This window comes from Mycobacterium sp. E3339, assembly GCF_001666915.1.
Taxonomy (GTDB): Bacteria; Actinomycetota; Actinomycetes; order Mycobacteriales; family Mycobacteriaceae; genus Mycobacterium.
Map to the genome: position 1 here is coordinate 1 of NZ_LZIZ01000127.1, position 14,660 is coordinate 14,660.

Sequence of the window (14,660 nt, forward strand, 5' to 3'; positions counted from 1 at the left end):
AATTCGGCGTGTACGACTATGTCGACGGCATGGAGCGCCTGCTGCAGGCGGTCCAGGAACTGTCGCTGGCGCGCAGCCTTCCGGAGATCCAGCGCATCGTGCGGACCTCGGCGCGCGAGCTCACCGGCTGCGACGGGGCCACGTTCGTGCTGCGCGACAACGACACCTGCTACTACGCCGACGAGGACGCCATCGCGCCGCTGTGGAAGGGCAGCCGCTTCCCGATCGAGATCTGCATCAGCGGTTGGGCGATGCGGCATCGGGAAGCGGCGATCATCCCGGACATCTTCCGGGATTCGCGCATCCCGCAGGGCATCTACCGCGCGACGTTCGTCAAGAGCCTGGTGATGGTCCCGATCCGCAAGCTCGACCCGATCGGGGCCATCGGCAACTACTGGGCGCACCGGCATCCGCCGTCCGAGCAGGAGGTTCGCCTGCTGCAGGCCCTCGCGGACTCGACGTCGATCGCGATGGAAAACGTCCAGGTCTACTCCGAACTCGAGGAGCGGGTGCGCGACCGCACCGCGGAGCTTCAGAGAGCCAACGAGGAGATCAGCCGGCTGTCCGTCACCGACGAACTGACCGGGCTCAACAACCGTCGCGGCTTCTACCTGCTGGCCGAGCAGAAGCTCCGCGGCGCCCACCACCTCGGCCACAACTGCGTCCTCGCGTTCCTCGACGTCGACGGGCTCAAGCGGGTCAACGACGAACAGGGGCACGACGTCGGCGACGCCCTGATCAAGGATGTCGCCCGGGTGCTGCTCGGCGTGCGCCGCGAGTCCGACATCGTCGCGCGCCTGGGCGGCGACGAATTCTGCGTCATGGTCACCGAGAATGACGGCGGCACCGAAGCGGTCAAGGAGCGCCTCACCCGGGCCTTTCGCTCCTTCAACGCGAAAAGCGAGCGGCCCTACCGGCTTTCGGCCAGCATCGGCCTGGTGCAGGCGCCCGTCGCCGAACACGCGAGCGTGGACGAGTTGCTGGCCCAGGCCGACGAACTGATGTACGCCGAGAAGAGGGCGAGCCCGCACTCACGGCGCGCGGGATGAGCTCTAGCGCAAGCTAATCGGCGTCGGCGAGCCGCTGCTTGAGCGCCTCGAACTCGTCCTTGACGCCGGTCGGCAGCTTCTCGCCGACGAACTCGAACCACTCCTCGATCAGGGGCAGCTCTTCGCGCCACTCGGCCGTGTTGACCGCGAGCGCCTTCGCGACGTCCTCGGCGGCCACATCGAGGCCGTCCAGGTCGAGGTCCTCGGCGCTCGGCACGATGCCGATCGGGGTGTCCTGGCCGCCGGCCTTGTGCTCGATGCGGTCGACGATCCACTTCAGCACCCGGCTGTTCTCGCCGAAGCCCGGCCACAGGAACTCGCCCTTCTCGCCGCGGCGGAACCAGTTGACGAAGAACACCTTCGGCATCTTCGACTCGTCGGAGTTCTTGCCGAGGTCCAGCCAGTGCTGGAAGTAGTCACCCACGTGGTAGCCCAGGAACGGCAGCATGGCCATCGGGTCGCGGCGCACCGTGCCGACCTTGCCCTCGGCGGCGGCGGTCTGCTCGCTGCCCATGGTGGCGCCCATGAACACGCCGTGCTGCCAGTCGCGGGCCTGCGTCACCAGCGGCACCGTGGTCTTGCGCCGGGCGCCGAACAGGATCCCCGAGATCGGCACGCCCTGCGGGTCGTCCCACTCCGGCGCCAGGATGGGACACTGCGACATCGGGGTGCAGTACCGCGAATTCGGGTGGGCGGCTTTGGTTTCCGTCTCGCGGATGTACCAGTCCTGACCCTTCCAGTCGATCAGGTGATCCGGCTCGCCCTCGAGGCCTTCCCACCACACCTCGTCGTCATCGGTCAGCGCGACGTTGGTGAAGACGGTGTTGCCCGCGGCGATGGTGCGCATCGCGTTGGGGTTGGACTTCCAGTTGGTGCCCGGCGCCACCCCGAAGAAGCCGAACTCCGGGTTGACCGCGTACAGCCGGCCGTCCTTGCCGAAGCGCATCCAGGCGATGTCGTCGCCCAGGGTCTCGGCGCGCCAACCGGGGATGGTCGGCTGCAGCATCGCGAGGTTGGTCTTGCCGCACGCCGACGGGAACGCGGCGGCGAAGTAGTACGCCTTGTTCTCCGGGGAGATCAGCTTGAGGATCAGCATGTGCTCGGCCAGCCAGCCCTCGTCGTGGGCCATCGCCGACGCGATGCGCAGCGAGTAGCACTTCTTGCCCAGCAGCGCGTTACCGCCGTAGCCCGAGCCGTAGCTCCAGATCTCGCGGGTCTCCGGGAAGTGGGTGATGTATTTCGTGTCGTTGCACGGCCACGGGACGTCCTTCTGGCCCGGCTCGAGCGGGGCGCCCACCGAGTGCAGCGCCTTGACGAAGAACCCGTCGTCGCCGATCTTCTCCAGCGCGGCCTTGCCCATCCGGGTCATCGTGCGCATCGACACCACGACGTACTCGGAGTCGGTGATCTCCACGCCCAGCTTGGGGTCGTCGGCGCCGAGCGGGCCCATGCAGAACGGCACCACGTACATGGTGCGGCCCCGCATGCAGCCGCGGTACAGGTCGGTCATCAGGGACCGCATCTCGGCCGGGTCCATCCAGTTGTTGGTGGGACCGGCGTCGATCTCGCGCTCGGAGCAGATGAAGGTCCGCGACTCCACCCGCGCCACGTCGGACGGGTCGGACAGCGCCAGGTAGGAGTTGGGGTGCTTCTTCTCGTTCAGCTTGGTGAAGGTGCCCGCCTCGACCAGCTGACCGGCCAACCGGTCGAACTCTTCGGCCGAGCCGTCGGTGAACACCACGCGCTCCGGCTGGGTGAGCTCGGCGACCTCCTGTACCCACGACAGCAGCCCCTGATGTTTCGTGGGCGCGTTGTCCAAACCGGGAATGGTCGCTGAGGTCATCGAAGTCTCCTGAATTCTTCTGCGTCTCGGGCTTCTCGTTACAGCCATCGCGTATGCGGTCGCCCACACAACGGTGGACATGGTGGCGTTAACTACAGGTTATCGTGAGCAACTTGTCGGGGAAGTCTCGGGCAGGTATAAGCCTTCTCACAACAACGATTCAGAAGATCCCCCGGAATCGCCATCCCCGCTGAAAGAAGCCGGTTTTTCCGTCGCCTCGCTCGTCGCGTCCTTTTTCACGTCCGAAGCGGGCACATCAGACGCAGGTATACCCGATTCGCCGAGTTCCGCACGCACCGCGTCCAGGGCGGCCCGCACCGTGGGCATCTCCCGGTCCCGCGCCGCGGCGGCCCGCGAGGCGGCCATGGCGTGCGCGCGCAGCTCCCGGTCGATGGCGCTGACCTGGTCGCTTACCTCCGCGTTCTCCACCTCGTCCTGGGCCAGCACCGCCTTGCTCAGCACCGACTCGGCCACCAGCACCCGGGTGGCCACCAGCTCCTCGGCCACCGACCGCAGCGTGGAGGTCACGTCGCCCGCCCAGCGGTCCAGGACCGCCCGGTCGCGCAGCAGGCTGCGGAGGTTGACCACCAGCAGGGTGACCGCCAGCCCGATCGCCACGCAGGCCACGGCCGCGGCGACGGAAAGGGCGGGATTGAGGCGCGCGGCCAGCCCGCTCAGCAGCCGGCTCAGGGTCAGCGCCACGCCCAGGCCGAACCCGGCGCCCAGCAGCAGCATCAGCCAGGTCTCGTGCCGCCGCGATTTCAGCGGGGGCGGCGGGACGTCAACCGTCGGCAGCTGCTCGAGCGGCGGCAGCGTCGTCGCGACCCCCACCACCTGCGCCACGTCGGTGAGGTGGGTGGCGGTGCCGTCGTTCACTTCGGCGACCACCTCGTCCAGCCGCCCGCGCGCGTGCGCCTCGAAGTTCGCCATGGCGCGCCGGGACAGCCCGGCGGCGTCTTCCTGCAGTTCGCTGCGCACCGACGAGCTGCGGTTGCGCGCGAAGTGGGACAGCTGAACGCGGGCCTGCTGGATCTGGCCGCGCAGCGTGATGGTGCGCTCGGTCTTGGCCTCGCGCCGCTGCCGCAGGGCCGTGCTGCGCTCGGCGCGCAACGCGTCGACCCGTGCCCGCCGCCCGGCGCCGTCGGCATCGCGGTCGAACCGCCGCGCGACCGTGTTGAGCCGGAACTCCCAAGCGCGCAACCTGTTTCGGCGCGCGAGCTCGGGGTCGGCCAGCCGCGCCGAGAGCGCCGCGACCAGGTCGTCGACGTCCGGCTCGCCCAGGTCGGGCAGCGCGGCCGCGCCCACCCAGGGCACCTCGCCGTAGCGCGACGCGTGCGCGGCCAGCGTCTCGCGGTTCGCGGCGACGACGTCGCGCCACCCCCGGTGCACGTCGATCTTGGACACCACGCCGACCACGGCATCGGTCTGCGCGACGGCGGCGTCCAGCAGCGCGCAGTCCGACGGCGTCAGATGGGCCGCCGCGGACACGACGAACACCACCGCCATCGGCACGTCACCGGGCCCCAGTTCCGCGGACTCGACGAACTTGTGCTCCGGCAGCCGTTCGGCCAGCGCCGCGGCCACCGCACTGACCCCGGCCATCCACGGCCCGGTCACCAGCACCACGTCGCGGCGGTGGATGGCCGGGGCGTCCAGCTCCGGTCCGATGCCCGCCACCAGCGCGTCGACCTGGGCCACCGGATCGTCGTGCGTCTCGCCGCTCACCGCCAGTCCCCCCCGGCGAGCGAACCGCAGGTCTGCGACCACAGCCGCATCGATCCCCTGGCGATGTCCGCCCCGCAGGCGCGGTGCAGGTCGCTCGCCGCCGCGCGGCTGTACCGCTGCCAGCGCACCGCGCGCGGCAGGTGCGCGGACGGGTCGCCGTCCCAATCCGCCGGTCCCGCGTTGTCCCGGTCCAGCCCGGCCGCCGCGGCCAGGTCGACGGCGGCCGCCATGCGGGCGAGCACCGTCTCGTCGCGGGACAGGAACCCGCTGATGGTCTCGTCGCCCACCGCGAGCACCTCCAGATCGGCGACGGCCTCGAGCACCCGCTGGTAGCGCGTCTCGGCGCCGGCGATCGAGAGGCGGGACAGCACGGCGTCGACCCCGCTCGTCCGGCGCAGCAGCGCCCGCACCTGCGCGGGCGTCCGGCCCTGCCGGACCGCGGCGACGCCGAGCGCGATGCCGAAGAGATCGAGGACGGCCAGCAGGCGCAGCCGCATCTCGGCCGGCACGGGGTTGTCCGCGGACAGGAAGCCGGCGAACGAGCCGTCGAGGGCGGCGGCGGCGCCGGGATGCGCGGCCAGCGTCCGCAGCGCCGCCCACAGCGGGGCGTCCAGGCCGTCGAGCGCGGCGACGGCGAGCAGCGCGGCCAGCGGAACCATGGGCGCGCCGGCGACCTCGGCGAGCTCGGCGCAACGGGTCCGCGCCGCGGCGATGGGCCCGTCGCCGCGGGAGAGCGGCCCGGCCAGGTCCGCCTTGTTCAGCACCGCGATCACCGGGCGTTGCGCGGCGGCGATCGCGTCGACGTCTTCGGGCTTGACCACCTCGGTGGTCACGTACACGACGAGGTCGGCGTCATCGGCGGTGGTCACCGAGATCCCCGCGGCCGCTCCGACGCGGTCCAGCGCCCGGGCCACCGTGGCGCAACCCACGCCGCGGCGTCCCCGGACGTGCACGCGCAACGGCGCGGCGGTCCGCTCGGCGATGGCCGTCACCCGTGGGTCGGCGTGACCGGCGGCGAATCGCGCCAGCTCGTCGACGAAATCCCGGTGTCCTTGTCCCCTCATGGTCCTCTCATGTCCTGCGTGCGGTGCGACGGTTCCGACCCGGGGGCCGATCGGAGTTCCACCGAATCGTGGCACTTGCGTCACTTTGATGCGAGCCACCGTCTGACTGTTACCAGCTGAAGGCAACTGTTGGGTATCAATCTGGACCAGGGGCGGCTACATCACTCGGTTATGGGTCACGATGGACAAATGCATGCGCAACCCGGGGTGGGAATGTGTCGGGTCGCGCCGGAGGAGCAATCGGACGACCGCCGCGACCAGCGCTATCTTCCGGCATCGACGTTTCGCTCCCGACGGTCGGCCCTGTCCGACGCCCAGCGGCAGACGTGGGAACGGCGGTGGCCGGAGCTCGGTCTGTCCCTGGGGGGCGGCGAAAGCGATGACCCGTCGCCGCTGGACACCCGCGCATGGTTCGGCCGGCAGGCGCCGCTGGTGCTCGAGATCGGTTGCGGCAGCGGCACTTCGACGTTGGCGATGGCCAAGGATGAGCCCGGTATAGATGTGATCGCGGTGGAGATCTACAAGCGGGGGCTGGCGCAACTGCTCTGCGCGATCGACCGCGAGGGGGTCGGCAACATCCGGTTGATCCGCGGCAACGCGGTCGACGTGCTGCAGCGGCTGATCCCGTCCCGCTCCCTGACCGGGGTGCGCGTCTTCTTTCCCGACCCCTGGCCGAAGGCCCGGCACCACAAGCGCCGGTTTCTGCAGCCCGGCACGATTGGCCTGATCGCCGACCGGTTACTCCCTGGTGGTGTCCTCCATGCCGCGACGGACCATGCCGGCTACGCCGAGCACATCGGCGCCGTCGGCGATGCCGAGCCGCGGCTGTCGCGCGTCGACGACGCAGGCGGGTTGCCGATCTCGGTGGTGCGGCCGACCACCAAATACGAGACGAAAGCCCACGATGCGGGCAGCGCCGTCACCGAATTCATCTGGCTACGACATGAGTAGGCGATGACCATGAGCCTGGCGGAAGAAAAGACCGTGGCAGAACAGCCGGTGGCGGTGTTGTCCGACGACGCGCTGGGCGGCTTCTCCCCACCGGGCGGGCGGGTGTTGCTGGTGTGGGACGCGCCCAACCTCGACATGGGGCTCGGCTCGATCCTGGGTCGACGCCCCACCGCGCTGGAGCGCCCGCGGTTCGACGCGCTGGGCCGCTGGCTGTTGGCGCGCACGGCCGAGGTCAGCGCCGGCCGGCCGGGCGCCGTGGTCGAACCCGAGGCCACCGTGTTCACCAACATCGCGCCGGGCAGCGCCGACGTCGTCCGCCCGTGGGTGGACGCCCTGCGCAACGTGGGGTTCGCGGTATTCGCCAAGCCGAAGATCGACGAGGACAGCGACGTCGACCGCGACATGCTCGCCCACATCGAGCTGCGGCGCAGCCAGGGGCTGGCGGCGCTGGTGGTGGCGTCGGCCGACGGACAGGCATTTCGTCAACCGCTGGAGGAAATCGCCCGCACCGGAGTCACCGTCCAGGTCATCGGATTTCGCGAACATGCGAGTTGGGCGCTAGCGTCGGATACCTTGGACTTTGTCGACCTGGAAGACATCAGCGGTGTGTTCCGGGAGCCGTTGCCGCGAATCGGCCTGGATTCGCTGCCTGACCAGGGAGCATGGCTGCAGCCGTTCCGGCCGCTGTCCGCTCTGTTGACCGCGCGTGTGTGACACTGGCTTGAAAAACCGAAACGTACCGTGCGGGTCGTTAACGATCCAGTAAGGAGCTTGCGTGTTCGCCTGGTGGGGTCGAACTGTGTACCGGTACCGGTACATCGTGATCGGGGTCACGGTAGCTCTGTGCCTGCTGGGCGGCGTTTTCGGGATGAGCCTCGGCAAGCATGTCACACAGAGCGGCTTCTACGACGAGGGCAGCCAATCCGTGAAGGCCTCGGTGCTGGGCGACCAGACCTACGGCCGCGACCGCACCAGCCACATCGTCGCCACCTTCACCGCCCCCGAGGGCAAAACGGTGGACGACCCGGCCTGGCGGGACAAGATCGTCGCGCAGCTCAACAAGTTCAAGACCGACCACGCCGACCAGGTCGTCGGCTGGGCCGGCTGGCTGGCCGCGCCCGATAGCACCAACCCGTTGATCAAGGGGATGGTGAGCGAGGACCGCAAGCACACCTTCGTCTCCATCCCGCTCAAGGGTGACGACGACGACAGCATCCTCAACAATTACAAGGCCATCGCGCCCGACCTGCAGAAGCTCGACGGCGGAACGGTGGCGCTGGCCGGGCTGGAGCCGATCGCCAACGCCCTGACCGGCACCATCGCCACCGACCAGCGCCGCATGGAGGTCCTCGCGGTCCCGATGGTGGCGGTGGTCTTGTTCCTGGTGTTCGGCGGTGCGGTCGCCGCGGGCCTGCCGGCGATCGTGGGTGGGCTCAGCATCGCGGGCTCACTGGGCATTCTGCGGCTGGTCGCCGTTTTCGGGCCGGTGCACTATTTCGCCCAGCCGGTGGTGTCGCTGATCGGCCTGGGTATCGCGATCGACTACGGGCTCTTCGTGGTGAGCCGGTTCCGAGAAGAGATCGCGGAGGGTTACGACACCGAGACCGCCGTGCGGCGCACCGTGATGACGGCCGGGCGCACCGTGACGTTCTCGGCGGTCCTGATCATCGCGTCGAGCGCCAGCCTGCTGGTGCTGCCGCAGGGCTTCGTGCACTCGCTGACCTACGCGATCTTCGCCGCCGTCGGGCTCGCCGCGTTGCTGTCGATCACGTTCCTGCCGGCCTGCCTGGGCATCCTCGGCCGCCACGTCGACGCGCTGGGCGTGCGGACCGCATTCCGGGTGCCCTTCCTGCGGAACTGGAAGTGGTCGCGGGCCTACCTGAACTGGCTGGCCGATCGGCTGCAGAAGACCAAGACCCGCGAAGAGGTCGAGGCCGGGTTCTGGGGCAAGCTCGTCAACTGGGTGATGAAGCGGCCGCTGGCGTTCGCCATCCCGATCGCCGTCGCCATGATTTTGCTGGTCATCCCGCTGAGCAACCTGTCGTTCGGCGGCATGAGCGAAAAGTACCTGCCGCCAACCAATCCCGTGCGTCAGGCGCAGGAACACTTCGACAAGCTCTTCCCCGGCTACCGCACCGAACAGCTGACGATGGTGATCCAGAGCACCAATCACAGCAAGGTCACCGACCAACAGGTCGCCGACATCCGCAACAGGATTTCCTCGATCGGCGGGTTCACCGACAAGACCTGGGAGGAGCGGCCGTGCCCGACCATTGCCGGCAACCCCTGCGTCGCCGGACCGAACGGCACGACGGTGCCCAAGGACGGCTCGGTGCGCGTGATCCAGAACGGCCTGGTCAATAAGAACGACGCCGCCAAGAAGATCAGCGAACTCCGGGCGATAAATCCGCCGAAGGGCTTCAACCTCTATGTCGGCGGCACCCCGGCCCTGGAGCAGGACAGCATCCACAGCCTGTTCGACAAGGCCCCGCTGATGCTGGTGCTGCTGCTGGGCGCCACGCTGCTGCTGATGTTCCTGGCGTTCGGGTCGGTGGTGTTGCCGGTCAAGGCGGTGCTCATGAGCGCGCTGACGCTGGGGTCGACGATGGGCATCCTGACGTGGATCTTCGTCGACGGCCATTTGTCCGGCGTGCTCAACTTCACGCCCACCCCGCTGATGGTGGTGGTGATCGCGCTGGTGGTCGCGGTGGGCTTCGGCCTGGCCACCGACTACGAGGTGTTCCTGGTGTCGCGCATGGTCGAGGCGCGCGAGCGCGGCATGTCGACCGCCGAGGCCATCCGGATCGGCACCGCAACGACCGGGCGCCTGATCACGGCCGCCGCCCTGGTGCTCGCCGTCGTGGCCAGCTCGTTCGTGTTCTCCGACCTGGTGCTGATGAAATACCTGGCGTTCGGGCTGATGGCGGCGCTGCTGCTGGACGCCACCGTGGTCCGGATGTTCCTGGTGCCGTCGGTGATGAAACTGCTCGGCGACGACTGCTGGTGGGCCCCGCGCTGGGCCAGGCGGCTGCAGAACCGGATCGGGCTGGGCGAGATCGACCTGCCCGACGAGCGCAAGCGGCCGACCCTCAACGGGCGCCCCGCCCGCCCGCCGGTGTCGGCCAGCCTGGCCGCGGCCGCGCCGCGCGCACCGCACGATCCCACCCACCCCGCGGCCCTCGAGCCGTCGCGCGCGACGCGCCCGGGCCCGGCCGAGCCGAAACCCGGTCAGGAAGTGCCCGCGGGCGCGGCGATGCGCGCCCCGGCGCAGGCGCCCGACGCCGCGCGGTCGCAGACCCGGCCGCCGACGGAGGCCAAGACGACGCGGCTTTCGGTGCCCAACGCCGGCCCCGCCAACCCGGCGCCGCCGGCACCCGCGCGGCCTGCCACCCCGGGCCCCGCGGCGCCACCACCGCCGCCATCCGGCGGCCAGACCCGCGCAATCCCGGTGCCCGGCAATCGATCTGACGACACGGGCGACGCCGAACCGACCACCGCGTTCCCGTCCGCACGGTCGGAGGGCAACGACTCCGAACCGGCCACCGAGAAGCTCACCTCGCACCCACAGGGCGACAACGGCGACGCGCGCCAGCGCAGGCGCTCCGGCGGCGGCGTGTCCGCCCAGGACCTGCTGCGTCGCGAGGGACGGCTGTAGATCCCGGTCGGGCTAGGTTTCCGGTTTGTCCGGTTCCGCCTGCAAGATCGCGCCCTCGTCGGCCTCCTCGGCCTGCTTCTCGGATTCGGCGGCCGGGTCCGGGGCGGTCAGCACCTGGATCGCGTTGTTGAGGAACGCCACCGTCGGGACGGCGAGCAGCGCGCCGACGATGCCGGCGAGCACGCCGCCGGTGGAGATCGCCAGCACCACCGCGAGCGGGTGAATCGACACCGCGCGGCCCATCACCAGCGGTTGCAGCACGTGGGCCTCGAGCTGGTTCACGGCGATCAGCAGACCGAGCGTGATCAGCGCGTAGACAACGCCTTTGGCCAGCAGGGCGACCACCACGGCGAGCAGGCCGGACACCAGCGCACCGATCAACGGGATGAAGGCGCCCAGGAACACCAGCGAGGCCAGCGGCAGCGCCAGGGGTATGCCCATGATCGCCAGGCCCGTGCCTACGCCGGCCGCGTCGGTGAGCGCCACCAGGAAGGTGGCCCGCACGTAGCCGGTCAGCGACCCGTAGCCGGCGCGGCCCGCCTCGCTCACCCGGTCGCGGACGTCGGCCGGAACGATCCTCGAGACGTAGGCCCAGATGTTGCGCCCGCCATAGAGGAAGAAGATCAGCGTGAACAGCACCAGCACCGCCGCGGTGACCAGTTCGGTGATGGTGGCCGCCGTGGACAGGGCGCCGCTTTCCAGCTTCGCCTGGTTGTTGCGCAGCGCCTCGATCGCGGCGTTGCCCGCGTTGTCGATCTGTTCGCGGCGCAGGTGCGCCGGCCCGTGGATGAGCCAGCGCCGGGTGGATTCGATGCTGTGGGTCACCTGTTCGGTCAGGCCCGGCAAACCGTCGACGAACTGGTTGACGACGAACGCCAGGATGCCGCCAAGGAGCGCGAAGCCGCCGAACAGCACCAGCGTCACCGCGCCGCCGCGGGGCAGGCCGCGTCGATCCAGCCAGTCGACCACCGGCAGCAGCAACGCGCTGAGCAGCAGCGCCACCAGTACCGGGACGACGATGACCTCGAGCTTCTTCACCACCCACAGCAGGGCGACCAACGCGGCGAGGATCACCAGCAAACGCCAGGCCCAGGCTGCGGTCTTGCGGACAATGGGTTCGACCGAAGCGTCGTCGGTGTTTGCTGGCATGGCGTGAGCCTATCCGGCGGGCGGCGGCGCCAAACGTGCGCGGACTCCACCGCGCGCCGCCCGGGCGCGGCCATGCCGCCACGATCCGGTTACGACCCCGGAACTTCCCAGACACGGTCGGCCCCGCGCGACGATCCCCGCGCCACCTGCACCGTTACCCTAAATCACGTGCCGCACGACGCACCGGCCCGCAATCTCGACTTCCCGCGCGAAGAGACCCCGCGCGGGAAGTACTGGTGGGTGCGCTGGGTGATCCTCGGGATCGTCGCGATCGTGCTTGCCGTGGAGGTCGCCCTGGGCTGGCGTCAGCTGGCCAAGGCCTGGACGAGCCTGTACGAGGCGAACTGGTGGTGGCTGCTGGCATCCGTCGTCGCGTCGGCCGCGTCGATGCACAGCTTCGCGCAAATCCAGCGCACCCTGCTCCGATCGGCCGGGGTGCACGTCAAGCAACTGCGGTCGGAGGCCGCCTTCTACGCGGCCAACTCGTTGAGCACCACGCTGCCGGGCGGGCCGGTGCTCTCGGCGACGTTTCTGTTTCGGCAGCAACGGATTTGGGGCGCCTCCACGGTGGTGGCGTCCTGGCAGCTGGTGATGGCGGGTGTCCTGCAGGCCGTCGGGCTGGCGCTGCTGGGCCTGGGCGGCGCGTTCTTCCTCGGCGCCAAGAACAACCCGTTCTCGTTGCTGTTCACCCTCGGCGGCTTCGTCGCGTTGCTGATCCTCGCCCAGGCGGTCGCGTCGCGGCCGGAGCTGATCGACGGGATCGGTTGCCGGTTGCTGTCGTGGGTGAACTCCGTGCGTGGCCGGCCCGCCGACACCGGCCTGGCGAGGTGGCGCGAGACCCTGATGCAGCTCGAATCGGTGAGCCTGAGCCGGCGCGACCTGGGCACCGCGTTCGGGTGGTCGATGTTCAACTGGATCGCCGATGTGGCCTGCCTCGGCTTCGCGGCCTACGCCGCCGGCGACCACGCGTCGGTCGCCGGGCTGACGGTGGCGTACGCGGCCGCCCGTGCGGTCGGCACCATCCCGCTGATGCCGGGCGGGTTACTGGTGGTCGAAGCGGTGCTGGTGCCGGGCCTGGTGTCCAGCGGCATGTCGTTGCCCAACGCGATCTCGGCCATGCTGATCTACCGGCTGATCAGCTGGCTGTTCATCTCGGCGATCGGCTGGGTGGTGTTCTTCTTCGTGTTCCGCACGGAGAACGTCACCGTCCCGGACGATGAGGAGGCCGCGCCGGAACTCGAGCCGCCGGCGCCGCAGGTCCCGGCCGCCAACGATCCGACCGAGACCGCCCTGCAGGGCCCGTTACCGCCGGACCGCAGCCCCGAAGCCGGGAACTAGCCCGCGGTGTTGCCCCGCGGCGGCCCCGACAGCGGGTTGGCCGCCGGAGGGACGGACGCCGGGGCCGCCGGCGGGCCGGCCAGCGGCAGCGCCCCCGCCGCGTTACCCGGCAGGCCACCGGCCGCGCCCTGCGCCTGCTGCATCATGCCCATCGCCTGGGTGGGCGAGATCGGCAGCTTGCACTGCAGCGAGAGGTTGGTCAACGGCTGGGCGATCGAGGTCATGTCGCCGGCGACCTTCGGGTTGGCCTCGAAGTAGGACTTCAGGCCGGTCATCGATTGCGGGCCGGCCTGCTGCTGCAGCATCGAGGTCATGGTCTGGTTGGTCTCCGGATGCGCGTCCAGGTAGTCGCCCATCGATTTGGAGACGGAACCAATCGTCCGGGCGATTTCACTGGCCGCGCACGGATCGTTGGCGCCCGTCGCCGGAGCCCCCGCCAGGACGGCCAGGGCGGCGCCCGGCACGACGGCGGCGATCAGCCCGGCGAGGATCCTGCGCCGCCCGGTCGTGGTGGCTCTCGTCATGGAAACTCCTTAGGTGTTCGCGGCATCGCGCGCAGCGCCGACGTGTGCGAACGGCTGCAATGGACGGCCCATCGATCGCGGAGTTCCCCATGGCCCCGCGGGCCATCCGACATCCTGCCATCGTCGGTCGCGGCCCTGCCAGCCCGCGGGATCGCGTGTGAGGAAACTCCCGCCCGGTAACCGCTTCACAACGAGTTGGCGGCGTCTTGACAACAACCCCGTCGCTGCAGCTCAGGAACCACGAAGCCGACATCATCCACAGGCCGCTGCGGTATCCTCGCCTGCACGCGTTGCGCGAGGGGAGTGAAGAAATCCAGCAGTTGATGATGCGCCTCAGCCGCAGCCTGCGTAAGTACCGCTGGTTGGTCTTCACAGGCTGGTTGCTGGCTTTGGTTCCGGCGGTCTACCTGGCCCTGACGCAGTCGGGGAATCTGACCGGCGGCGGTTTCGAGGTGGCCGGTTCGCAGTCGCTGCTCGTCCACGACCAGCTCGAGGAGCTCTACCACGACCAGGGCTCGTCCTCGCTGGCGCTGGTGGCGGCCCCGCGGCCGGATGCCAGCTACGCCGACATCAACGACGCCGTCGCGCTGCTGCGGAGCACCGCCGCCGAACTGCCCGGCGTCTCGGAGGTGCCCAACCCCACCCAGCGGCCGCCGCAACCCGACCGGCCGTACGTGTTGTCGCTGCGGCTGGACTCCCGCAACACCAGCGACGTCGCCAAGCAGCTGCGCAAGAAGGTCGGCGTCAACGGCGACCAGCCCGGCCAGACCGCGGACGGCCGGGTGCGGCTCTACGTCATCGGGCAGGGCGCCCTGTCCGCGGCCGCGGCGCAGAACACCAAGCACGACATCGCCGCCGCCGAGCGCTGGAACCTGCCGGTGATCCTCATCGTGTTGCTGGCCGTGTTCGGCTCGCTGGCCGCCGCGGCGATACCGCTCGCGCTCGGCGTCTGCACGGTCGTGGTCACCATGGGCCTGGTCTACCTGCTGTCGTCCTACACGACCATGTCGGTGTTCGTGACGTCGACGGTGTCGATGTTCGGGATCGCGCTCGCCGTCGACTATTCGCTGTTCATCCTGATGCGGTTCCGCGAGGAGCTGCGGTCCGGCCGCGAGCCGCAGGACGCCGTCGACGCGGCGATGGCGACCTCGGGGCTGGCGGTGGTGCTCTCCGGGATGACGGTCGTCGCCTCGCTCACCGGGATCTACGTGATCAATACCCCGGCGTTGAAGTCGATGGCGACGGGGGCGATCCTGGCCGTCGCGGTCGCGATGCTGACGTCGACCACGTTGACCCCGGCGGCGCTGGCGACGTTCGGCCGGTCGGCCGCCAAGAGGTCGGCGTTTCTGCACTGGTCCCGCC

At 69.8% G+C, this 14,660-nt stretch carries 11 protein-coding genes; 6 read left to right on the forward strand and 5 right to left on the reverse strand.

Translation table 11 applies throughout. The annotated features are described in order from the left end of the window. Positions 1-1,049: GGDEF domain-containing protein (locus A5702_RS11655; protein ID WP_369817891.1), on the forward strand; the 1,049-nt coding region annotated here is incomplete at its 5' end. Positions 1,050-1,062: 13 nt separating this feature from the next. Here A5702_RS11655 and A5702_RS11660 read toward each other — a convergent pair. From A5702_RS11660 to A5702_RS11670, 3 genes are all read right to left on the reverse strand, one after another. After that, a complete protein-coding gene (locus A5702_RS11660) occupies positions 1,063-2,892 on the reverse strand; it encodes a phosphoenolpyruvate carboxykinase (GTP) (RefSeq protein ID WP_055401086.1) in 1,830 nt (609 codons plus the stop codon). A gap of 147 nt (positions 2,893-3,039) precedes the next feature. Then, complete coding sequence (locus A5702_RS11665) at positions 3,040-4,617, reverse strand: hypothetical protein (RefSeq protein WP_068220841.1); 1,578 nt, start codon at positions 4,615-4,617, stop codon at positions 3,040-3,042. Then, on the reverse strand, positions 4,614-5,681 hold the full coding sequence (locus A5702_RS11670; RefSeq protein WP_068220826.1) for a hypothetical protein: 1,068 nt from the start codon (positions 5,679-5,681) through the stop codon (positions 4,614-4,616). The genes A5702_RS11665 and A5702_RS11670 overlap by 4 nt, the downstream gene beginning before the upstream one ends. 171 nt (positions 5,682-5,852) lie before the next feature. Here A5702_RS11670 and trmB point away from each other — a divergent pair, with 171 nt between their 5' ends. From trmB to A5702_RS11685, 3 genes are all read left to right on the forward strand, one after another. Then, complete coding sequence (gene trmB / locus A5702_RS11675; protein WP_068220829.1) at positions 5,853-6,632, forward strand: tRNA (guanosine(46)-N7)-methyltransferase TrmB; 780 nt, start codon at positions 5,853-5,855, stop codon at positions 6,630-6,632. Between the two features lie 9 nt (positions 6,633-6,641). Beyond that, positions 6,642-7,346 carry an NYN domain-containing protein gene (locus tag A5702_RS11680; protein ID WP_068220844.1) on the forward strand — a complete coding sequence of 235 codons (705 nt, stop codon included), beginning with the start codon at positions 6,642-6,644 and terminating at the stop codon, positions 7,344-7,346. A 61-nt stretch (positions 7,347-7,407) separates the two neighbouring features. Continuing rightward, positions 7,408-10,287 carry an MMPL family transporter gene (locus tag A5702_RS11685; protein WP_068220833.1) on the forward strand — a complete coding sequence of 960 codons (2,880 nt, stop codon included), beginning with the start codon at positions 7,408-7,410 and terminating at the stop codon, positions 10,285-10,287. Positions 10,288-10,299: 12 nt separating this feature from the next. Here the strand turns inward: A5702_RS11685 and A5702_RS11690 are convergent, their stop codons facing one another. Then, complete coding sequence (locus A5702_RS11690; protein ID WP_068220835.1) at positions 10,300-11,436, reverse strand: AI-2E family transporter; 1,137 nt, start codon at positions 11,434-11,436, stop codon at positions 10,300-10,302. Positions 11,437-11,604: 168 nt separating this feature from the next. Here A5702_RS11690 and A5702_RS11695 point away from each other — a divergent pair, with 168 nt between their 5' ends. Continuing rightward, positions 11,605-12,774, forward strand: a complete 1,170-nt coding sequence (locus A5702_RS11695) for a TIGR00374 family protein (protein WP_055401098.1) — start codon at positions 11,605-11,607, stop codon at positions 12,772-12,774. Here the strand turns inward: A5702_RS11695 and A5702_RS11700 are convergent. Continuing rightward, complete coding sequence (locus tag A5702_RS11700; protein ID WP_068220838.1) at positions 12,771-13,298, reverse strand: hemophore; 528 nt, start codon at positions 13,296-13,298, stop codon at positions 12,771-12,773. The genes A5702_RS11695 and A5702_RS11700 overlap by 4 nt on opposite strands. Before the next feature lie 323 nt (positions 13,299-13,621). Here A5702_RS11700 and A5702_RS11705 point away from each other — a divergent pair. Continuing rightward, on the forward strand, positions 13,622-14,660 hold a 1,039-nt coding region (locus A5702_RS11705), incomplete at its 3' end, for an MMPL family transporter (RefSeq protein WP_156669584.1).